The sequence below is a fragment of the Microbacterium sp. LWO12-1.2 genome, from assembly GCF_040675875.1.
Classification (GTDB): Bacteria; Actinomycetota; Actinomycetes; order Actinomycetales; family Microbacteriaceae; genus Microbacterium.
On record NZ_JBEGII010000001.1, the window covers coordinates 1,882,695 to 1,903,314 of the forward strand.

Here is a 20,620-nt window from a genome sequence, read left to right on the forward strand (position 1 = left end):
CCTCATGCCTCATCTGCGTATCGCCTCGGTCAATGTCAACGGAATCCGGGCGGCAGCCCGCAACGGGATGAGCGGGTGGCTCGATGCCGCCGACGTCGACATCCTGACGATGCAGGAGGTCCGCGGACAGGACGAGCACCTCGAGGCGGCCCTCCCCGGCTGGACCTTCGTGCATGACGAGGCCACGGCCAAGGGCCGCGCCGGCGTCGCAATCGCGAGCCGCGTACCGGCCATCGCCTCTCGCACCGACTTCGGCGACCCCGACTTCGACTCGAAGGGGCGGTGGATCGAGGCCGACTTCCTGATCGGCGACCGGCCTCTCACCGTCGTCAGCGCCTACGTGCACTCCGGTGAGGCCGACACCCCGAAGCAGGACGAGAAGTGGAAGTTCCTCGACGCATTCGGGCCGCGCCTCGCCGAGCTCGGCGCCGACGATGCGCTCGCGCTCGTCACGGGCGACCTGAACGTGGGGCACCGCGAGCTCGACATCAAGAACTGGCGCGGAAACCGCAAGAAGGCCGGCTTCCTGCCGCGTGAGCGGGCGTACTTCGACCGCTTCCTCGGCCCCGCCGGCACCGAGGTCACCGGCGTCGACGGCACCGTGGGCACGGGGCTGGGATGGGTCGACATCGGACGTCGCTTCCACGGAGAGGTCGACGGTCCGTACACCTGGTGGTCCATGCGCGGTCAGGCGTTCGACAACGACGCCGGATGGCGGATCGACTACCACCTGGCCACGCCGGCTCTCGCGGAGCGCGCCACCGCATACCACGTCGCGCGCGCAGCAGCCTATGACCAGCGCTGGAGCGATCACGCTCCCGTGGTCGTCGACTACACCTACTGAGGCGTCGAGCGACCAGGAGCACGGCCGGGGCCGTCCTCCTGGTCGAGGTACCGATACCACCCGCGGTACTCGAGGACCGTGCCGAGCACAGGGTTCGTCGCGCGCATCCTGATCGTGCGACGACTGCGACTCTCATCCCACCCGTCCTCGAGGTCGACATCGACACCGAAGATCCCGCCGAGCGGGATACGCCGTCCGGCGACACGCAGCGCGACGCGGCGTGTGCGCATGCGCAGGGCGCCGTCGTCCGTGACGCTGCAATGCTCGAGCATCTCCACGCGGCCCCGGGCACCCAACACGTTGTGCACGATGCCGGGACGGGAGGTCGTGGTCAGTCGGTCCGCGATGTACTGCGTCGATCCGGGAAATCGGAACTCCCGTATCGACTCGAGCGACGCGTGGCCCGACGCGGTCACCCCGCAGCTCACGGTGAGCGTGAAGGGCACATCGCGTCCGAAACGGGTGACCAGCATCCTCGGTCCCACGAACGGCCGACCGAGCGCGGACAGCCGTCCGAAACGGCTGCCGGCGACCTCGAAGACCCCTTCGGCGCGGTCGTCCTCCGGCGCAGCAGCGCGCATCTGCGCCAGGATCTGCGGATGCAGCCGCTCGGCATCCGCACCCAGAGCCCGAAGGAACGCCTCTCCCCTGGCCGTCACTCGCGTGCCTCCTCGCGATACGGCTTGACGGTCGCCGGCGCTGCTCCATCGGTCGGGAACTCGCACTCGAAGGCGCCGTGATATCCGAACAGGAAGCCGAGCAGGTCGTTGCGCACTTCGAGGTCGATCACGAAGCATCCTCGCTCGTCATCGAATCGCTCGATCAGGTGCGCCCGCCCGCTGAACAGCATCGGGAAGCGGAACGCGATCGGGCCCTCGTAGAAGCGCTGCGCTCCGGAGGTCAGCCGCAGACCGCCGTCGTCGGTCACTGCGAGCTCCAGGTCGACCGCGAGGTGCTGATGCGTGCCGAGATAGTCGACGATCCTTCCCCGAGCCTCGCTGTAGATCATCGTCGCGTCGAAGCGGCGCCGGCGGCCTGGGCGCACCGTCATGGTGCGCACGAACGTCACGGTCTCGCGGCCGAGACTGTCGATGTACGCATGGTTGTCGATCTGGAACGGGATGTCGGTGCCGCGTTCGGGGAACATGATGTTGCGCATCGTCCCGATCGCGAGGAACGGCAGCGTCCACCACGGACCGCGTCGCACCTCCGACATGACCCCGCGCCCCACGCAGCTGTACCCCGCGGCCACGCCGACACCGAAGCGACGCTGAAGCTGCGGGTGCAGGCGCGTGAAATCGGCCCCGAGGGCGCGCGCGAACACGCCGTCTTCTGTTGTCATGAACTGATCACCTCGAGAGAATCCGGAGCGTCCTGCATGATCGTGCGCGCCCCACGGTGCGGCGGGCGCGAGAGGCAGCGACGTGCCCGTGGCCCTCCCCGGCGGAGCGCGCGCCATCCGCTGACCCGTTCCGGAGCAATGTCGTCCTCCGCCCAGATCCTGAGGCGATCGAAGCTGCGCGCGGTGAGCCACCACACGAAGCGCCTGGTCACCAGCCGGTCGATGATCCCGCCGAGCCGACCCCACCCCGGCTCGTAGTCGTACCCGGTGATGAAGCGAACGCCCGCATCGGTCGGGATGTAGCGCCAGTATCCGCGGCCGGCCTGCAACGGCGACACCCGATCGTCCGAGTCGAAGACCAGCGCCGAGGTGCGCTCGCCCCGAGGGCTCTCGCGCGTGCCGAGCGAGACCCCGGTTCCGCGGATCGTGTGCACGAGCAGATCGAGTTCGTACTCGAACTCCTGAGCGCCGTCCGGCCGTAGCCGCACGGGCCGGATGTCGGTGAAACGCGCGTCCCAGCGCACGTGCGATGCGGGGTCCTGCGTGAGGCTCCACACCGTCTCGAGCGGTGCGCTGATGAGGATCTCCACATACAGCGCACGATCCCGGCGAGCGGGTGCGGGGCCTTCGTGGCGGGACGGAGCCGACATCCCGTCAGCCTAGACGAAGCCGGTCGCCGGCCCCGTGAGGAGCGGCCGCGCGGATGACCATAGGATTGACCTCGTGACCAAGCCTCGCCTCTACTCCGGAATGCAGCCCTCAGCCGATTCTCTCCAGATCGGCAACTACATCGGCGCGCTCCTGCAGTGGCGAGACCTCCAGAGCTCGTACGACGCGTACTTCTCCGTGGTCGACCTGCACGCCCTCACCGTCGCTCAGGACCCGGCCGTGCTCCGCGAGAAGACGCGTCGGACCGCCGCGCAGTACATCGCCGCGGGGATCGAGCCGTCGCTGTCGACCCTCTACGTGCAGTCGCACGTGCGGGCGCACGCCGAACTCGCGTGGATCCTCAGCACGATCACGGGATTCGGTGAAGCCGGTCGCATGACCCAGTTCAAGGACAAGTCCTCGCGCTACGGCCAGGACGGCACCAGCGTGGGGCTCTTCACCTACCCGGTGTTGATGGCGGCCGACATCCTGCTCTACCAGACCGATGTGGTGCCGGTCGGCGACGACCAGAAGCAGCACGTCGAGCTCACCCGCACCCTCGCCGAGCGATTCAACTCGCGCTTCGGTGAGACGTTCACGGTGCCGATGCCGGTGATCCAGAAGGAGACCGCCCGGATCTACGACCTGCAGAACCCGACGTCGAAGATGTCGAAGTCCGCAGAGAGCGACGCCGGCGTGATCTGGATGCTCGACGACCCTGCGAAGTCCGCGAAGAAGATCATGCGGGCCGTGACCGACAACGAGGGCTCCGTGCGCTTCGACCGGGAGAACAAGCCGGGCGTCTCCAATCTGCTCACGATCTACGCGGCCCTCAGCGGCCAGCAGGTCTCCTCGATCGAGAACGAGTACACAGGCCGCGGCTACGGGGACTTCAAGAAGGGTCTCGCCGAGATCGTCGTGAACGAGTTCGAGCCGGTGCGTGCGCGCGCGCTGGAGCTGCTGGACGACCCTGCAGAGCTCGATCGCATCCTGGCGGAGAACGCCGGGAAGGCGGATGCCGTCGCCGACGCGACGCTGTTCGATGTCTACGACCGGGTCGGCCTGCTCCGTCGCGTCTAGAGCAGCGCCCCTAGGATGGGGTCGTGACCGATCCGCAGCTGCCCCCACCGTCCGGCGCCGTTCCTCCCGTTCCTCCTGCGCCCTCCGGTGCGATTCCGCCGCCCCCGATCGCGCCGCCGTACCCGACGCCTCCGAGTGGCCCCGCGTATGCGACGCCTCCCGCTGCGGTCGCGCCGACGGCGTACTCGGCTCCTCCTGGGGCCTACCAGGTGCCGGTCGGCGGCTACGCGCAACCGGCCGGAGGCTACGTCGTACCGGACACCGCTCCGCGCAAGTCAGGGCTGCTCGGCGTTCTCTCGCTGCTCTTCTCGCTGGTCGCGGCCGTGGTCACGCCCATCGTCGTCGGTGTCGCCTCATACGAGATCGGTCGTCGGATCCCCGAGGCCGCCACGCGCGTCGACGACTTCGATTCCCTGGCGTGGCTCTCTCCCGCGCGCGATCAAGTGCTCTGGGCTGAACTGTCGTTCTGGACCGGGACGATCCTCGGCATCGTGGCGATCGTCATCGGCATCCTCGCCATCGTCCGCAAGCAGGGTCGCGGACAGGGCATTGCGGCTCTGATCATCTCCGCGGTCGGCCCGGTGATCTTCTTCCTGGTGGTGCTGGTGGCGCTCACGCTCGGTGGCGCGGCGGGAGCGGCCGGACTCTACAGCTGATCCACACGCACCACGTGGCGCGCTCAGCGCGGCGCGTGGTGCTTCTGCTGTGCGGCGACCAGTCCCTCGGCGACGAGGAGCTCCACCGCATCCGCGGCATCGTCGACCAGGATAGGCAGGTTCGCACGCTCGTCCTTGCCGAACGGCGAGAGCACCCAGTCGGCGGGATCCTGGCGTCCGACCGGGCGGCCGATGCCGACGCGCACTCGCGGGAAGTCCGGGGTGGCGATGGCACGGGCGACGTCGCGCACGCCATTGTGACCGCCGTGGCCTCCCCCGATCTTGAGCTTGACCGTGTCGAACGGGATGTCGAGTTCGTCGTGCACGACGACGATCTGCTCCGGCGGCACGGAGTAGAAGCGCGCGAGTGCGGCGACCGGGGTGCCCGACACGTTCATGAAGGTGTTGGGCTTGGCCAGCACGAGCTTGTCGGCGCCGGGCCGCAACCAGGTCTCGACGACCCGCGCGCCTCCCTTGTGCTCACGAAAGCTCTCGCCACGGCGCGCGGCGAGCTCGTCCACGACCATCTGGCCGATGTTGTGACGCGTCGCCTCATAGCGGGGCCCTGGGTTGCCGAGCCCGACCACGAGCCAGGTCGATGTCATGTTGTCCTCGTCCTCTCGCTCCGGGCCAGCTGTGCGACCCGGTCAGGATACGACAGAGGGGACGCGATCGGATCGCGTCCCCTCTGCGGTGAAACTGTCGGAGATCACTCCGCGGCGGCCTCCTCGGCTGCCTCTTCGCCTGCGGCGGCTTCGCCCTCTTCGCCGAGGTCCTGCTCGGCAGGGATCGAGATCGCGACGACGAGCACGTCGGCGTCGGTCAGCAGCGACGAGCCCTTGGGCAGAACGACGTCGGCAGCGGTGATGTGCGCGCCGTCTTCGAGACCCTCGACCGAGACCTCGATGTTCTGCGGGATGTGGGTCGCCTCAGCCTCGATCGAGATCGTGTTGGCGTCCTGGTTGACGGTCGTGCCGGCAGCCGGCTCGCCCACGACGATGATCGGCACGTCGATGGCGACCTTCTCGCCCTTCTTCACGACGAGCAGGTCGATGTGCTCGATGATCTGGTGCACGGGGTCCTTCTGGACGTCCTTGACCAGTGCGAGCTGCGGGGTGCCCTCGATGTCGAGCTCGAGCAGCGCGTTGGCGCGGCGCAGGAGCAGCGAGACCTGGTGACCAGGCAGTGCGACGTGCACGGGCTCGGTGCCGTGGCCGTAGATGACTGCGGGGATCTTGCCGGCAGCGCGCAGGCGACGGGCGAAGCCCTTGCCGAAGCTCTCGCGGAGCTCGGCGTGGACCTTGGTGTCTTCAGACATGAGGTTCTCCTTCGGGACACGCAGCGAAGACGCCGCGTGGTGGTCTGTGGATAGTGATCTCGAACGCAGACGCGTGAGGAAAGCCACCGGGCTCGCTTCGCCGCGTCGATAACGGATGACAGTGCACGCACTGAAGCATCCCTCGCCGAGGTACAGGCTCAATGGTACCGGATGACCCGATAGGCTGAGAACACCGTTCCCTTCTGCAGATCACGGAGACCTCATGCTCGACGGCGCCTTCCTCTCGCACGTACTCCTCTGGGTCATCGGAGCCATGACGGTGTGCGCCGCGGTGACGTCGTTCATCGCGCTCTTCTCGCTCGGCCGCTCGGGCTACCGCAAGGACTGAATCCGCCGAGGCATCACGCCCGGCCGCGCATCACGCGGTGCGTGCCTCCGTGGCCTCGCTGATGATCGAGGTCGCTTCTTCGACGTCCGCCGACTCGTCGACGCTGATGCCGAGCTCGTCGGCCTGCAGCGGCTCCCACGTCTGCAGCTGCGACTCGACCAGCGACGCCGGCATGAAGTGGTCGCCTCTCGAACGGACCCGGGCCTCGAGGGCCGCACGACTGACCGAGAGCTCGGCGAAGAACGCATCCGGCGCCTGCGCACGGATCGCGTCACGATAGCTGCGCCGGAGCGCTGAGCAGGCGATCACGATGTGGTCGGCATCGCTGAGCGCTGTGCCGACGACGGCGAGCCACGGCATCCGATCCGCGTCGTCGAGCGGGATCCCGGCTGCCATCTTCTCGACGTTGGTGAGCGGATGCAGGTCGTCGGCATCGATGAATCGTGCACCGATGCGCTCGGCGAGCGAGCGCCCGACCGTGGACTTTCCCGAGCCGCTCGGGCCCATCACGACGATCCGCACTGTCACTCCTCCATTACTCGACGGTTCACACCAGCGGCGTGACCAGCTCCATTCTCGCAACCCGCACGGTGACCGTCTGACCGTGACTCACCGGAGTCTGCGCACGAGGGGCTCCCGTCATGACGACGTCGCCGGGGCCGAGCGGCGACCAGGAGGCGACATAGGCCAGGCATTCACGGATCGACATCGGCAGCTCACGACTGCCCGTCGCGCACACCAATACATCGTCGACCAGCAGCTCCAGCTCGACGTCGTCGATGCCGGCATCCGTGTCGATCCACGGCCCGAGGGGCGTGTACCCGTCGCCCGACTTCGATTCGAAGTTGCGCGGATCCCACTCCCCTCGATCGGGACTGGAGAGGTCGTTGACGGCTGTGACGCCGAGCACGAACTCGTGCGCATTCTCGGCGGTGAGTCCGATCGTGGGCCGTGCGATCACGACGGCGATCTCCCCCTCTGCGACCGGGGTCCCTGCGTCTCGACGGACCACCACCTCGGCGCCGGTGCCGACGACCGTGCGCGGGCTCTTCAGCCAGGCCTGGACCGGCGAGCGATGCCCCGGACCGTTCTGCGCGATGCCCACGACCACGACGGGCTCGACTGGGGCGATGATCGCACCGGAGACGGCATCCCCCGCGTCGGACGGTGTGCGCCCCTCGACAGCAGCCAGGAACGGATCCTCGATGGGGACGAAACCCGAGTCTCCGAGTCTGGCGAAACGCGGGCCGGCAGACGTCGCCACTCGCACGATGCGCATCAGATCACCGCCGTCGTGACCGGAGGCAGCAGCGCGGCGCTCATCGACCGACCGACGTGATCGACACGGTAGTGGCGAACACGTCGTCTCCGCCCTCGCCGCGAGAGACCTTGATCGCGTCGTCGATGCGGGTGAGGTCGCGGCGCAGGGTCTCGGGAGCGAGGAACGTGGACGCGGTGGTGATCAGCGCGAGCACCGCCATGTAGATCGCCAGCAGCACCCAGTTGCCGCCGGTGACGGCGATCAGGTACGCGCCGAGCACTCCGGCGAGGCCACCGGCGAGCACCGCGGAGATCTCGCGGGCCATCGCGACGCCGAGGTAGCGGTGACGGTTGCCGAACAGTTCGGGGAGCATGGCGCACTGCGGTCCGAGCATGCTGTTCACCGCGACGCCGATGCCGATCGCGATCACGCCGATGGCGATCGCGTGGTTGCCGAGCGACAGCAGCCACCACGCGGGGAACGTGTAGATCAGCATGAACACCGCACCGAAGCGGTACACAGTGCGACGGCCGAACCGATCGGACAGGTGGCCGCTGAGCGGCACCGAGAAGATGCCGATGAGCGAGCCGAGAGTGACGCCCCAGGTGAGCAGGCTCTTGTCGGCGGTGTCGCCGGCGACGGCCACGAAGAACGCGAGGCCCAGCGTGTTGAACATGTAGGAGCCTCCGTTCTCGGCCATCCGCAGGCCGATGCCGACGATGACTCCGGGCAGGCCGTGCGTGAAGATGTCACGGACGGGCCGTTCGGCGATCTGCTCGTGCTTCTCGAGCTCCACGAAGGTCGGCGTCTCACGCAGGCGCATGCGGATGAAGAGGGCGAGGAGGATCAGCACGAACGACGCCAGGAACGGCACTCGCCAGCCCCAGCTCAGCAGCTGGTCCTCGGGGAGCAGCGTGATCAGGCTGAACACCACGGCTGCGAGCAGGGTCCCGGCCTGGATGCCGATGAACGGCAGCGAGGAGAAGAAGCCGCGGCGCTTGACCGGTGCGTACTCGGCCATCAGCACGGTCGCGCCCGCCTGCTCGGCACCGGCTCCGAAGCCCTGCAGGAGTCGCATGAGCACCAGCAGGACCGGCGCCCAGAGCCCGATCGCCTCGTAGGTGGGCAGCAGGCCGATGGCGGTCGACGCCCCTCCCATCAGGAGGATGGTGGCGACCAGCACCCACTTGCGTCCGAGCTTGTCGCCGAGGACCCCGAAGAACAGGCCACCGAACGGGCGCGCAAGGAAGCCGACGCCGAACGTCGCGAACGCCGCGACGGTCGCCATGGCCGGGTCGCCCTGCGGGAAGAACAGGACGTTGAAGATCAGGGCCGTCGACAGCCCGTACAGGGCGAAGTCGAAGTATTCGAGCGCGCTGCCGATGCTCGAGGCGAGTGTCGCCCTGCGCAGATTCGCCGCGTACTCCGGGTCGTCCTGCACTGCTCCGGCGGGTGTGCTGGTCTCGGTCACTGCCATCTCCTTCGATCGGCTTCGCCAACGGCGTGAGGATGACGATATCAGCCCGTTGGATGCAGTTCAACCCTTTGGACGAATGTAGGGAACACGAAGATCGTGGATGCACGCCGGAGCGCTCAGACGCAGCCGCGGCTCAGCGTCGGGCCGCGGCGCTGAACGGGTTCGTGAGGACGGCGGCCGCCTCGCGCAGAGCGCCGCCGACACGCTCGATGCGCTCGTAGTCCGCCTCACCTGCCCTGATCGCCACACCGAGGGCGAGTGGCGGATCGGACGGCGCCCAAGCGCTCAACGGCACGGCCACGCCGACGACACCGCGCAGCGACTCCTCTGCATCGATGGACCAGCCGCGGCGACGCGCCGCCTCGAGCACCTCCAGCAGGGCACTCATGGTGGTCGTGCTGCGCTCGGTGAGTGCGGGGAAGACCGCATCCTCACCCAGCAGCGCCGTGACCTCGGCATCCGTCATCGCCGACAGCAGCGCGCGCCCTGTCGCCGACAACGGAGCCGGCAGGCGCGAGCCGAGCGGGGTGCCGAGCCGCAGCGACTGCGAGCCCTCATGACGGGCGAGGTACAGGGCGTCCGAGCCGTCGAGCATGGCGACCTGGACCAGCTCGGTGTGCAACACCGGGGACGCTTCGCAGACGCTGTAGAACTCGCGCACCTGATTGAACTGCGCGGCGAAGGCACCACCCAGTTCCGCCGTGCGGAGCCCGAGTCGATAGCCCTGCGGCGTCCGCTCGACCATGCCGCCACCCTCGAGGGCGAGACAGAGGTTCGCGGTCGACGATTTCGCCAGCCCGAGATCACCTGCGAGCTCGGTGAGCGTGCGGGGGCCTCCCGCTTCGGCGAGGAGTCCGAGCAGACGGATGCTGCGCGTCACCGCCGGTGCGGGGTCGCGTCCCTCACGACTGTCGTCATCCATGCGCCGGCCTTTCTCGTGGTCAGTAGAACTCGACCGTATCGACGACAGCGCGCAGCGGCTCGCCATCCAGCAGGCGCGCCGCGTTCTCGGCGAAGCGGCGTGCGATCCGCTCCTCCTCCTTCGAGTTGAGCGCTGCCGTGTGCGGGCTGACCAGAACGCGCGGGTGCGCCCACAGCGGCGACGACCCGTCGAGCGGCTCCTGCTCGAAGACATCCAGTGCCGCGAACGAGATCCGCTCGTCGTCGAGTGCCGCCAACAGCGCCTCCTCATCGATGACGGTGCCGCGTCCGACGCTGGCGATGATCGCGCCGGGCTTCACTGCGGCGAGGACCTCCGCGTCGATCAGATGGTGCGTCTGCGCAGTGCCCGGAAGCGTGACGACGATCGCATCGACGTTCGCGACAGCGTCGACGAGCTGGTCGAGCGGCACGAGCCGTTCGACGTGATCGACCGGCTCGCCGGAGCGCGTCGTACCCCAGACCCTCGCGCCGAGCGCGGCGAAACGGCGAGCGCACTCCGCCCCGATCCCGCCGAGACCCACGACCAGCACGGTCATCTCGTCGACCTGACGCATCTCCCAGCGATCCGGCCACGTGCGGGTGGACTGATCAGCCAGGAGGCGAGGCAGCCCCTTGGCCCCGGCGATCACGCCGAACACCGCGAACTCCGCCAGTGGGCCGCCATGCACGCCCGCGCTCGTGGTGAAGACGACACGATCGAGCGCCCCGCGGTCGAGGCCGGCAGCCTTCACAGTGCCGCCACCGCCGGCGGCCGTCGTCATCACCCAGCGCAGACCCGGGTTCGCCTCGACAGTGCGCGCCAGCGCTGATGCCGTGACATCGGGGATGCCGAAGAGCGCATCCGCCGAATCGACCAGCGCGTCGAACGCCTCCTGCTGCTCGGGGGTGCGAACGAACTCGGGGTCGCCCGACCAGTCGGCCGGGCCCCGCATCGGGGGCAGCAACGCGTGATCGCGGACGAGCTCGATCCGCGGCTCGAGCTCCTCGATCAGTCGGCAGAGCTCCTCGCGCAGCGGCACTGCCACGACGACGCGCAAGCGGCTATCAGTTCCGGCCATGATGATCCCTTCCTCGGGAAGTCGATGGGTGCCACTCTAACGCAGATCCATCTGGCTGAACCCTGTTCCCCAGGTTGGATCTTTGCTACCGTGACATCATGAATGCCTCAACCGCCGACGTCGGCGTCATCGGTCTCGGCGTCATGGGTCGCCCCATGGCCGATCACCTCCTGGCCGCTCGCGGTCACCTCGTGATCCACGCGCGCCGCCCCCAACCGGAACTCCTTGCAGCAGGAGCGACCTGGGCGGAGACACCGCGTGAGCTCGCCTCCAGCGTAGACGTCCTGCTGGTCATGCTCCCGGATCTCCCCCAGCTCGAGGAGGTGCTCGACGGGGCGGAGGGCCTGCTCGCGGGCTCCGGCGACCTGCTGATCCTGATCGGCTCCACGTCCTCCGCACCTGCCGTGCGGGAACTGGCCGAACGCCTGCACGCGCAGACAGAGGGTCGCGTCCGCGTCGTGGACTGCCCGGTGTCCGGCGGGGAGGATGGCGCGGCCTCCGGAACACTGTCGATCATGCTCGGCGGTACCGACGACGACGCCGCGATCGCCGCCGAGGTGCTCGCACCGTGCGGCTCTCCCGTGCACCTCGGCCCGCTGGGCGCCGGCGAGGTCGCCAAGGCGTGCAACCAGCTCGTGGTGTCGGCGACGATCCTGGCACTCGGCGAGGCCACCGTGCTCGCCGAGCGTTCCGGACTCGACCTCGACGCGCTCTGGTCGCTGCTCGGCGGCGGATACGCCGGCTCCCGCCTGCTCGAATCACGCAGGGAGAAGCTCGTCTCGGGCGACGACTCCCCGAGCGGGATCGCGCAGTACATGGTCAAGGACCTCGGGTTCGCCGCGGACATCGCTGACGCCACCGGCACCGCGGCGATCCTGCTGCCGACCCTCCGCGCGGCCTTCGACGAGATCGTCGCGGACGGCCTGGGCGACCGCGACATCAGCGTCACGCGCCGCTTCATCGCGAACCGTGACACAGCGGCACCCTGAGCCCGCACACAGCGATACCCTGAAACCACCACCTTCTTCACGATCGAGGAGCCATCTGTGCCCGAAGCATCAGCGAACATCGGAGTCGTCGGACTCGCCGTCATGGGGTCGAACCTCGCCCGCAACCTCGCCAGCCGCGAGGGGAACACGGTGGCGATCTTCAACCGCAGCTACGAGAAGACGCAGACGCTTCTCGATGCGCACCCTGAAGCGGGGTTCATCCCGGCCCAGACGTACCAGGAGTTCGCCGACAGCCTGCAGAAGCCGCGCACCGCGATCATCATGGTCAAGGCCGGCGGACCGACGGATGCCGTGATCGACTCGCTCGTCGAGGTCTTCGAGCCGGGCGACATCATCGTCGACGGCGGCAACGCCTACTTCCCCGACACCATCCGTCGCGAGAAGGCCGTGCGCGAGACCGGCATCAACTTCGTCGGCGCCGGCATCTCCGGCGGCGAGGAGGGCGCGCTGCTCGGACCGTCGATCATGCCCGGCGGTTCCGACGAGTCGTGGATCACGCTCGGCCCGATCCTGAAGTCGATCGCCGCGATCGCCGAGGGTGAGCCGTGCGTCACGCACGTCGGCCATGACGGCGCCGGCCACTTCGTGAAGATGGTCCACAACGGCATCGAGTACGCCGACATGCAGCTCATCGCCGAGGCGTACGATCTGATCCGTCGCGGCACCGGCAAGACCCCCGCCGAGATCGCGGAGATCTTCGCCGAGTGGAACCGTGGCGAGCTGGAGTCGTACCTGATCGAGATCACCGCCGAGGTGCTCCGCCAGATCGACGCATCCACCGGCGAGCCGCTCGTCGATGTGATCCTCGACCAAGCCGGTGCCAAGGGGACGGGCGCCTGGACCGTGCAGACCGCGCTCTCGCTCGGTGTACCCGTCTCCGGCATCGCCGAGGCGACCTTCGCCCGCTCGCTGTCGTCCCACCCCGAGCAGCGCGCCGTGTCGCGCGACCTGCCCGGCCCCGAGGAGGAGTTCTCGGTCGAGGACACCGAGGCGTTCATCGAAGACGTCCGCCTCGCGCTCTACGCCTCGAAGATCGTCGCCTACTCGCAGGGCTTCGACGAGATCCGCGCCGGTGCCGCCGAGTACAACTGGAACATCGACCTCGGCGCGATCTCGAAGATCTGGCGCGGCGGCTGCATCATCCGCGCCCAGTTCCTCAACCGCATCGCCGATGCCTACGCCGAGACCCCGGACCTGCCCGTGCTGCTCACCGCGCCGTACTTCACCGAGGCCATCACCCGCGCCCAGGCGCCGTGGCGCCGCGTCGTGATCGCGGCGGCCGAGGCCGGCATCCCCGCCCCCGCGTTCTCGTCCTCGCTGTCGTACTACGACGGCATCCGCGCCGACCGGCTGCCCGCCGCGCTCGTGCAGGGACAGCGCGACTTCTTCGGTGCACACACCTACAAGCGCATCGACAAGCCGGGCACTTTCCACACCCAGTGGTCCGGCGACCGCACCGAGATCGAAGCAGAAGACACCCACTGACGCCGTCACGGACAGCACGAAGGGGGCCCGGCTGATGCCGGGCCCCCTTTTCGTCCGATGCGCTCATCATCACCGAGTGATGTCCTGCACCGTCCCCTTCGAGAGGCGGAGGCGCCGCGTGGCCCGGCGAGCGACCGCCGAGTCGTGCGTGACCACGATCATGGTGATGCCCTCCGCGCACAGCGACTGGAGCAGCGCGAGGATCTCGTCGCGCATGCTCTCGTCGAGGTTCCCCGTCGGTTCATCGGCGAGCAGCACGCGCGGACGCTTCACGATCGCCCGTGCGATCGCCACACGCTGCTGCTGACCGCCCGAGAGCTCGGTGGGCAGGTGGTCACCGCGGTCATCGAGTCCGACGTGCGCGAGCGCCTCGGACACACGCCGCGAGCGTTCCGCCTTGGCGAGCTTCATCGGCTCCAACGCCATGTTCACGTTCTCCGCCGCAGTGAGCGTGGGGATCAGGTTGAACCCCTGGAACACGAAGCCGATCTCCTCGGCCCGGATGCGTCCGAGCTCCTGCGCCGACGCGGTCGCGAGCTCCTTGCCGTTCAGCAGGAGCGAGCCCGTCGACGGTGAATCGAGGGCACCGAGCAACTGCAGCAGTGTCGACTTCCCTCCCCCGGTCGGACCCTGGATCGTCACGAACTCCCCGGGCATGATCTCCAGATCCACGCCGGTCAGGGCTTTCACGGTGCGCCCCTTCTGCGCGTAGGTGCGCGTCACGCCCTTCGCGCGGTACAGCGGCCGGTTCTGTTCTGTCATCGGCGCCGTGGGCGCCAGGTCTGCGATGGTCATGTCTGTCTCCTTGGAATCGAATGTCTGAGGTGTCGAGAGTCGTCCGCGGCGCTCAGGCCACCGACCGGAGCGCCTCGGCCGGGCTGAGTCGCGCCGCACGCCACCCGCCGAACGCACCGGCGATCAGTCCGCCGAGCACGGCGAGCCCGACGGCCGCGACCAGCACCCACGGGGTGAACGGTGCCTGCAGAACGATGTCCGCGGCCTGCTGCGTGGCCTGGAACATCGGGCCCCCTGCCCCTCCGCCGGTGGGACCACCGCCCATTCCTCCCGGGCCGGCCTGCCCCGTACTCGCGGTGGACGCCGCCACGGTCGGGCGGATGATGTTGATCGCCACGATGCCCGCGATGCCGAGCACCAGTCCGACGGCGCCGCCGATCAGGCCCTGCACCATCGATTCGCCGGCCACCTGACGCACGACGCGGCCGTTCGACCAGCCGATCGCCTTGAGCGTTCCGAACTCCCGAGTTCGTCGTCCGACGCCGGAGAGCGTGAGCAGCACCGACAGGAGCACGGCGACCGCGAGAACGATGATCGAGAGCCAGGTACCGAGGTTCGTGATGAGCGAGGTGGCACTGGAGAGCGACCCGGAGACGGTGGATGCGAGTTCCGCCTGGGACGTGACGGACGCATCCGGGAGCTCATCGGCGAGCGCTGCCTGAACGGAATCGATCGAGGCGGCCGAGTCCGCCTGCACGTAGACCGTGGAGATGACGTCGTCGACACCGGCGAGCTGCTGCGCCGTGTCGAGAGGGAGATAGACGTTCGCCGCGGTGTCGGCGGCATCCGACGTCGATGTGAGGATGCCGACGACCTCGACATCGGAGCCGGCGACATCGATGGTGCCGCCGACCGCGATCTCGTTGGTCGTGGCGTAGGTGCTGTCGACGAGAGCGACGAGAGCGCCGCTGTCATCGCCGTCGAATGCGCGGCCGTCGCTGACCTCGACGGACGCGAGCGGGCCGACGGCCGTCGCCGCGGGGTCGATGCCGAGCACCGAGAAGGAGTCGACGTCGAAGGCGCCTCCGCCGGCACCGTCCGCTCCGCCGGCGGGCGGCGCCTGGCCTTCTGCCGGCATGCTGCCCTCCGCGCCATCTTGGGGGCCGAAGCCACCGCTGGGAAGCTCACCGGAGAACGTGGAGTTCGTGAGGCTCAACGCACCGCTCGCCGCTGCCACCCCGTCGGTCGAGGCGACGGTGTCGAGCACGGAGGCGTCGAGTGTGCCCCGCGTGAAGTCGGTGCTGAGCCTCGACTGGTTCAGCGTCGTGGTGTCGCCATCGGTCTCTCCGGAGTCCGCGTCGAACTCGAATCGCGGGCCTCCTCCCTCACCCGGTTCGGTGGCGGCGCCGGTGACGGTGAGGTCGGTGCCGACGCCGTACACGGATTCCAGTGCCTGCGCCTGGGCATCTCGCACACCGGCGGTGAGCGCGTTCACGATGATCACGAGGGCGATCGCGATCGCCAATCCGATCTCGACGATCATGGTCTGCTTCTTGCGGCCGGCGAGTTCGCGCCGCAGATATGTTCCGTACATCTCTCTCCTTCTGCCGCGGGCATCGCGGGGCGAGATCGACGTTAAGGAGCACTGCTATGCGGATTCGAGGGGCGCCTGATGAGGAGACTATGGACCGAGGAGGTGCCGCTCAGTCGGCGCGCACCGCGTCGATGAAGGAGTGCGCTCGTGCGGCCAGCGCGACGAGATCTCCCCCCGGTGATGTCGCATCGCCGACGAGCGGACCGCCCACGCCGATACCGAAGGCTCCGGCCGCGAGGTACTCACCGACAGTCGCGGCCGTCACTCCCCCGACCGGGATGATCCGCGCATCGGGGAAGGGATCGCGCACGGCGCGGATGAACCCGGGCCCGAGGGTCGCCGCCGGGAAGAGCTTGACTGCGGCGCTGCCGAGGTCGAGTCCGCGCTGGATCTCGGTGGGCGTGTAGACCCCTGGCAGGATGCCGATGCGCTGCGCCACGGCGTAGGCGACGGAGTCGTTGAGCGTGGGCGTCACCAGGAACTGCGCGCCCGCGGACACGGCCCGATCGACGTCGCGCTCGTCGAGCACCGTACCCGCGCCGATCAGCGCGTCGGAGGGGGCGTCGTGCACCAGCTGAGCGATCGCCTCCTCGGCGTCACGGAGGGTGAGGGTGATCTCGAGCGTGAGGATGCCGGCATCCAGAAGCGTGCGTGCGGCGGCCACCGTCGCATCGACATCCGTGCCGCGCAGGATGGCGACGATCCTGCTCGACTGCACTCGGCGCTGGAGCTGTGCGTTGTCGACCGTGCTCATCGCGTCACCTCGCCGACCGTCGCAGGCCGGGCCGCAACCGCGGGGGGAGGCGAACCGGCCCAGGGCAGGGCCGGAGATCCGCCGACCTCGACCTCCACACCGAGCAGAGCCCCGTCCGCGTCCGTGGGCTGCGCGAGCCCGACGCTCGCCGTCGTGATGACCAGCAGACGGTCGACGAGGGCGACCGCCGTCGGCCGGGTCGCCGGGAGCGCGATGGTCTCGACGAGGGTGCCTTCCGGGGAGTATCGGCGCACCTCCGCAGCATCCCAGACGGCCACCCAGAGCATCCCCTCGTGGTCGATCGTCATACCGTCGGGGTTGCCACCGTCGACGCGGCACACCGTGCGGCGGTTCGAGAGCGTTCCGTCGGGTGCGACGTCGAAGGCCTCGATGCTCCGGTGCGGCAGCGTGTCGATGTAGTACAGGGTGGATCCGCTGCGATCGAAGGAGAGGCCGTTGGAGACGGTCACGCCGCTCAGCCGCTCGGTCGGCCCTCCTCGGGAGTCGAAGCTCCACAGCGAGCAGTGCGGATCCCGAGGCATCGCCTGACTGCCCACCCAGAAGCGACCGAACGGGTCAGCGCCACCGTCGTTCATGTAGTCGCCGGCCCGCGCCACATCGGTCGCGAGCGGTGAGACGACGCCGTCGTCGCTCACATGCACGAGACCCTGATCGACAGCGACCGCCCATCCCGCGCCCGCCGCGGCGAGCGGCACCGGAGCCCCGATCTGCGCACCGACGAGCACGGACGTCTCGGGGATGACTCTCCCCTGTTCGATACGCCCGCGGTGGAACGCGCCCGACGCCATGTCGATCCATGCCAGGGTGCCGTCGCGTCCGTCCCAGCGTGGCGATTCCGCCTGGACGTAACGCGCGTCGGAGAGGATCTCGACCGTGCGTGAGAGCGAGGAACGCGACATCGTTGACAGCTTTCAGTGGTAGCGGATAACCGTTATGTGGCAGACTATCTCACAATATGCATAACACTTGCGAAAAGTGCGAACCGACAATGCGGAAGCAGGGAAAGTAGCCCATGGCTCTGAAACTCCACGGCCTGATGCCGATTCTGGCAACCCCGTTCGACAGTACGGGTGCCCTCGATCGCGCGGGACTTCGCCGACTGGTGGAGTTCGAGCTCGCCTCCGGCGTGGACGGCGTGGCCGTCTTCGGGATGGCGAGCGAGGGTTTCGCCCTCACCACCGAGGAGCGCAGGACGATCCTCGACGACGTGGTACAGGTGGTCGATGGCCGCGTTCCCGTCATCGCCGGCGTCAACGGCACCTCGACGGCCACATCGATCGAGCAGGCGCAGCTCGCGCAGGACGGCGGCGCGGACGCGCTCATGGTCCTCCCCCCGTTCATGGTGAAGCCACCGGCCGCTTCACTCATCGACTTCTACGGCGACGTCGCCGATGCCACCTCGCTGTCGGTGATGGTCCAGGACGCTCCCGGCGTCACGGGCGTCGCCATGACACCCGCGCTCATCGCCGAGCTCGCCCTCCTCGACGGCGTCGACTCGGTCAAGGTCGAGTCCCCACCCACGGCCCCGAAGGTCGGCGCCGTGGTCGACGCGATCACCGACCCCGCCTTCGCCGTGCTCGGGGGCCAGAACGCGCAGTTCTGCCTGGAGGAGTACGCACGGGGCGCCGTGGGCACCATGCCCGCCTGCGAGTTCCCCGATCTACTCGCACCCGTGCTCGCGGACTTCGTCGCGGGGCGCGTCGACGAGGCGCGCGCCGCGTTCCGTCGTATGCTCCCTCTCGTGCTGATCGGACTGCAGGGCGGCATCGCATGGGCGGTGCACAAGGAGATCCTGGTCGCGCGCGGCATCATCGAGCACGCCACCGTCCGCTACCCCGCGGCCCGCCTCGACGCCGGCAGCCGTGCCGCCGTGCATGTGGTCCTCGAGGAACTCGCCCTCCCGCCGCTCCCGATCGCGGTGCGCGTGTGACCGGCCGCGGCGTTCTGCTCATCGGCGGCAGCTCCGACATCGGCATCGCGATCGCGCGCGCCTTCGTCGACGCCGGCGACTCCGTCATCGGCGTCGGGATCGAGGAGTGCACCGACCCGGTCTTCACGCAGTACATCACCGCCGACTGCAGCCTGCCCGAGACCGCAGAGCGCACCGTGGCGGACGCGCGGCAGTCGCTCGGCGGCATCGACGTGGTCGTCCTCGCGGCGGGTCGCATGCCGATCGCTCGGGCCGACGCGACCAGCGACGACGAGTGGCGCGGTGCCCTCGGCGCCACGCTGGACTCGGCATTCTTCGTCGCACGTGCGGCATTGCCCCACCTCGCCGCCGGATCCTCGATCGTCGCAGTCACCTCGGTCAACGCCACGCTCGCCGCCCCGGCCCTCGCCGCCTACGCGGCTGCGAAGGCGGGCGTGGAAGGCCTCGTGCGGCAGCTCGCGCTCGACTACGGGCCCCGCGGCATCCGCGTGAACGCGGTGCAGCCTGGCAGCATCTCAGCGACCGACACGGGCGAGACCGAAGGCTACCCCCTCGGCAGGATCGGACGTCCCGAAGAGGTCGCCGCGGTCGTGGCATTCCTCGCCTCGGATGCCGCCTCGTTCGTCACCGGCACCTCGCTCGCAGTGGACGGCGGCCTGTCGATCTCCTCGCCCGCCGCATGGCTCAAGCCGGTGCTGCGCGAGCGCTGGCTCTGACCGCATCCCCGTGCACACGAAGAAGGCCGCGTCCTGAGGACGCGGCCTTCTTCGTTGCTCCGGCGACTCAGGTGTTCGAGTCGAGCAGTCCCTGCACTTCCTTCTTCAGCGCGTTGAGCCCCGTCTGCACATCGACCTGACCGGCGAGGATCGTGGCGACACCGCCACCGATCGCGGCGTCGATCTGCGCCGTGACAGCCACACGGTCCCACGCGGCTCCCCTGGCGTGCTCCGACACCTCGGTGCGGAAGGCCTGCTGGAACTTGTCCGCTGCCAGTGCGGGGATCTGATCGGCCACGCTCTTGGCCGCCGGCGCCACGGCCGAGTTCTCGTAGAGAGCCGTCGCGGCCTCGACGTTGGTCGCCGCGTAGAGGATGAAGTCGCGACTCGTGAGCTCCCCCTCGCCGGCACTCGCGAACAGTCCACTGCCCCAGGCCCGGTTGAACGAGTCCTTGCCACCCGAGGTGGGCCGCGAGATCGCACCGATGTTGTCGATGATGTTCTGCGCTGCACCGTTCGTCTTCACGAAGGTCGATGCGAGAGGCGCATCGTCGTAGATCGCCGCCCGCCCGCTCGCGAACAGGATGCGGGCGTCGCTGCGGGCGACGTTCGTCTGCGTCAGCCCGGCGTCCTGCAGCGACTTGTACCAGGTGATGGCCTTGACGCTCTCCGCGTCGCCGATGGTGCAGGTGAAGTCATCCGTGACGACGTCGCTGCCGAAGCCCCACATCCAGTGCACGGCGTCCTTGAGGTCGGGGTTCTTGGTGACCGCGGCGTACGGGATCAACGAGGAGTCCTGCTTCTTGATCTTCTCGAGCGCCGTGGCGAACTTCTCCACGCTCATGCCCGAGGTGATGCCGACGCTCTGGGCGATCTCACCGTTCGTGATCATGCCGATACCCGCCGCCGTCAGCGGGAGCACCAGCAGCTTGCCGTCCATCGTGTACGAGTCGAGAACACCCTGCGGGATGCCCAGACCCTTCGCGAGGTCGGTGAGGTCGGCCAGGACGTTCATGGGCGTGAGCACCTGCCATCCGCCGGACTGTCCGACCCCGAGGAGCTTGCCCGAGCGCCCGGTGAGGGCGAGCTGGGTGGCGGCCTGATCGTAGGGGTAGATCACCGGGGCGACCTTCACCCCTGCTTCCTTCGAGAATCCGTCGAGGATTCCCTGCCAGGCCGACTTCAGCGCCTCCTCGCCGAGCGAGTTGCCGTAGAAGTTGATGGTCTTGGCCGTGGTCGCGGCGTTCGCACCGGCGCCGGTGCCGACGCCGGTCGCGGTCGGCGTGGCACAGCCGGTGAGGGCGAGCAGGCCGAACGCGGCCAGTGCGCTGCCGCCGCCGAGGAAGGCCCGGCGACTCAGCTGCGAGTTCGAGAGGTTCATGGAGACTGCTCCTTCGTGA

Annotated in this window: 23 protein-coding genes; 8 read left to right on the forward strand and 15 right to left on the reverse strand. The window is 68.8% G+C overall.

Annotated features, from left to right (window positions below; translation table 11 throughout):
- Positions 1-4 precede the first annotated feature (4 nt).
- A complete protein-coding gene (locus tag MRBLWO12_RS09030; RefSeq protein WP_363554690.1) occupies positions 5-844 on the forward strand; it encodes an exodeoxyribonuclease III in 840 nt (279 codons plus the stop codon).
- Here MRBLWO12_RS09030 and MRBLWO12_RS09035 read toward each other — a convergent pair.
- Genes MRBLWO12_RS09035 through MRBLWO12_RS09045 form a run of 3 tightly spaced genes read right to left on the reverse strand, consistent with a single transcriptional unit; the run spans position 838 to position 2,836 of the window.
- Positions 838-1,503 carry a DUF4166 domain-containing protein gene (locus tag MRBLWO12_RS09035; RefSeq protein ID WP_363554692.1) on the reverse strand — a complete coding sequence of 222 codons (666 nt, stop codon included), beginning with the start codon at positions 1,501-1,503 and terminating at the stop codon, positions 838-840. The two genes, MRBLWO12_RS09030 and MRBLWO12_RS09035, sit on opposite strands and share 7 nt — an antisense overlap.
- Complete coding sequence (locus MRBLWO12_RS09040; RefSeq protein WP_363554694.1) at positions 1,500-2,186, reverse strand: DUF4166 domain-containing protein; 687 nt, start codon at positions 2,184-2,186, stop codon at positions 1,500-1,502. Before MRBLWO12_RS09040 ends, MRBLWO12_RS09035 begins: the two co-directional genes overlap by 4 nt.
- Positions 2,183-2,836 (reverse strand): SRPBCC family protein, encoded by a 654-nt coding sequence (locus tag MRBLWO12_RS09045; RefSeq protein WP_363554696.1) that lies wholly within the window; start codon positions 2,834-2,836, stop codon positions 2,183-2,185. The genes MRBLWO12_RS09040 and MRBLWO12_RS09045 overlap by 4 nt, the downstream gene beginning before the upstream one ends.
- 73 nt (positions 2,837-2,909) lie before the next feature.
- Between MRBLWO12_RS09045 and trpS the strand changes: the two genes are divergently transcribed.
- The gene (gene trpS / locus MRBLWO12_RS09050; protein WP_363554697.1) at positions 2,910-3,914 is read left to right on the forward strand and encodes a tryptophan--tRNA ligase; all 1,005 of its coding nucleotides are present in this window, start codon (positions 2,910-2,912) and stop codon (positions 3,912-3,914) included.
- A gap of 23 nt (positions 3,915-3,937) precedes the next feature.
- Positions 3,938-4,570, forward strand: a complete 633-nt coding sequence (locus tag MRBLWO12_RS09055) for a hypothetical protein (RefSeq protein ID WP_363554699.1) — start codon at positions 3,938-3,940, stop codon at positions 4,568-4,570.
- 23 nt (positions 4,571-4,593) lie between these two features.
- On the opposite strand, the gene pth is transcribed toward MRBLWO12_RS09055, so the two are convergent.
- Both pth and MRBLWO12_RS09065 read right to left on the reverse strand, forming a co-directional pair.
- Positions 4,594-5,175: an aminoacyl-tRNA hydrolase gene (pth, locus tag MRBLWO12_RS09060; RefSeq protein WP_363554701.1), complete on the reverse strand. Its 582-nt coding sequence runs from the start codon at positions 5,173-5,175 to the stop codon at positions 4,594-4,596.
- Positions 5,176-5,279: 104 nt separating this feature from the next.
- Positions 5,280-5,888, reverse strand: a complete 609-nt coding sequence (locus MRBLWO12_RS09065) for a 50S ribosomal protein L25/general stress protein Ctc (RefSeq protein WP_363554703.1) — start codon at positions 5,886-5,888, stop codon at positions 5,280-5,282.
- Positions 5,889-6,111: 223 nt separating this feature from the next.
- Between MRBLWO12_RS09065 and MRBLWO12_RS09070 the strand changes: the two genes are divergently transcribed.
- Positions 6,112-6,237 carry a hypothetical protein gene (locus MRBLWO12_RS09070; protein WP_267901898.1) on the forward strand — a complete coding sequence of 42 codons (126 nt, stop codon included), beginning with the start codon at positions 6,112-6,114 and terminating at the stop codon, positions 6,235-6,237.
- Positions 6,238-6,267: 30 nt separating this feature from the next.
- Here MRBLWO12_RS09070 and MRBLWO12_RS09075 read toward each other — a convergent pair whose 3' ends face one another.
- From MRBLWO12_RS09075 to MRBLWO12_RS09095, 5 genes are all read right to left on the reverse strand, one after another.
- On the reverse strand, positions 6,268-6,759 hold the full coding sequence (locus MRBLWO12_RS09075) for a gluconokinase (protein ID WP_363554706.1): 492 nt from the start codon (positions 6,757-6,759) through the stop codon (positions 6,268-6,270).
- Between the two features lie 25 nt (positions 6,760-6,784).
- Positions 6,785-7,516 carry a fumarylacetoacetate hydrolase family protein gene (locus MRBLWO12_RS09080; RefSeq protein WP_363554708.1) on the reverse strand — a complete coding sequence of 244 codons (732 nt, stop codon included), beginning with the start codon at positions 7,514-7,516 and terminating at the stop codon, positions 6,785-6,787.
- A 40-nt stretch (positions 7,517-7,556) separates the two neighbouring features.
- Positions 7,557-8,975, reverse strand: coding sequence for an MFS transporter (locus MRBLWO12_RS09085; RefSeq protein ID WP_363554710.1), 1,419 nt, complete (start codon positions 8,973-8,975; stop codon positions 7,557-7,559).
- 133 nt (positions 8,976-9,108) lie between these two features.
- Positions 9,109-9,897 carry an IclR family transcriptional regulator gene (locus MRBLWO12_RS09090; protein WP_363554712.1) on the reverse strand — a complete coding sequence of 263 codons (789 nt, stop codon included), beginning with the start codon at positions 9,895-9,897 and terminating at the stop codon, positions 9,109-9,111.
- Positions 9,898-9,916: 19 nt separating this feature from the next.
- The gene (locus tag MRBLWO12_RS09095) at positions 9,917-10,975 is read right to left on the reverse strand and encodes a D-2-hydroxyacid dehydrogenase (protein WP_363554714.1); all 1,059 of its coding nucleotides are present in this window, start codon (positions 10,973-10,975) and stop codon (positions 9,917-9,919) included.
- Positions 10,976-11,073: 98 nt separating this feature from the next.
- On the opposite strand from MRBLWO12_RS09095, the gene MRBLWO12_RS09100 reads away from it, so the two are divergent.
- Positions 11,074-11,964 carry an NAD(P)-dependent oxidoreductase gene (locus MRBLWO12_RS09100; protein ID WP_363554716.1) on the forward strand — a complete coding sequence of 297 codons (891 nt, stop codon included), beginning with the start codon at positions 11,074-11,076 and terminating at the stop codon, positions 11,962-11,964.
- A gap of 57 nt (positions 11,965-12,021) precedes the next feature.
- Positions 12,022-13,470 (forward strand): NADP-dependent phosphogluconate dehydrogenase, encoded by a 1,449-nt coding sequence (gndA, locus tag MRBLWO12_RS09105; protein ID WP_363554718.1) that lies wholly within the window; start codon positions 12,022-12,024, stop codon positions 13,468-13,470.
- A gap of 69 nt (positions 13,471-13,539) precedes the next feature.
- Here the strand turns inward: gndA and MRBLWO12_RS09110 are convergent, their stop codons facing one another.
- From MRBLWO12_RS09110 to MRBLWO12_RS09125, 4 genes are all read right to left on the reverse strand, one after another.
- Positions 13,540-14,265 carry an ABC transporter ATP-binding protein gene (locus MRBLWO12_RS09110; protein WP_363554720.1) on the reverse strand — a complete coding sequence of 242 codons (726 nt, stop codon included), beginning with the start codon at positions 14,263-14,265 and terminating at the stop codon, positions 13,540-13,542.
- A 52-nt stretch (positions 14,266-14,317) separates the two neighbouring features.
- Positions 14,318-15,799 carry an ABC transporter permease gene (locus tag MRBLWO12_RS09115; protein WP_363554722.1) on the reverse strand — a complete coding sequence of 494 codons (1,482 nt, stop codon included), beginning with the start codon at positions 15,797-15,799 and terminating at the stop codon, positions 14,318-14,320.
- A gap of 109 nt (positions 15,800-15,908) precedes the next feature.
- Positions 15,909-16,553, reverse strand: coding sequence for a bifunctional 4-hydroxy-2-oxoglutarate aldolase/2-dehydro-3-deoxy-phosphogluconate aldolase (locus MRBLWO12_RS09120; RefSeq protein WP_363554724.1), 645 nt, complete (start codon positions 16,551-16,553; stop codon positions 15,909-15,911).
- Complete coding sequence (locus MRBLWO12_RS09125) at positions 16,550-17,473, reverse strand: SMP-30/gluconolactonase/LRE family protein (RefSeq protein ID WP_363554726.1); 924 nt, start codon at positions 17,471-17,473, stop codon at positions 16,550-16,552. The genes MRBLWO12_RS09120 and MRBLWO12_RS09125 overlap by 4 nt, the downstream gene beginning before the upstream one ends.
- A 113-nt stretch (positions 17,474-17,586) precedes the next feature.
- Between MRBLWO12_RS09125 and MRBLWO12_RS09130 the strand changes: the two genes are divergently transcribed.
- Together MRBLWO12_RS09130 and MRBLWO12_RS09135 are read left to right on the forward strand one after the other, a co-directional pair.
- Positions 17,587-18,504 carry a dihydrodipicolinate synthase family protein gene (locus MRBLWO12_RS09130; RefSeq protein WP_363554728.1) on the forward strand — a complete coding sequence of 306 codons (918 nt, stop codon included), beginning with the start codon at positions 17,587-17,589 and terminating at the stop codon, positions 18,502-18,504.
- Positions 18,501-19,220 carry an SDR family NAD(P)-dependent oxidoreductase gene (locus tag MRBLWO12_RS09135; RefSeq protein ID WP_363554730.1) on the forward strand — a complete coding sequence of 240 codons (720 nt, stop codon included), beginning with the start codon at positions 18,501-18,503 and terminating at the stop codon, positions 19,218-19,220. The genes MRBLWO12_RS09130 and MRBLWO12_RS09135 overlap by 4 nt, the downstream gene beginning before the upstream one ends.
- 67 nt (positions 19,221-19,287) lie before the next feature.
- On the opposite strand, the gene MRBLWO12_RS09140 is transcribed toward MRBLWO12_RS09135, so the two are convergent.
- Positions 19,288-20,601: an ABC transporter substrate-binding protein gene (locus MRBLWO12_RS09140; RefSeq protein WP_363554732.1), complete on the reverse strand. Its 1,314-nt coding sequence runs from the start codon at positions 20,599-20,601 to the stop codon at positions 19,288-19,290.
- Positions 20,602-20,620 lie beyond the last annotated feature (19 nt).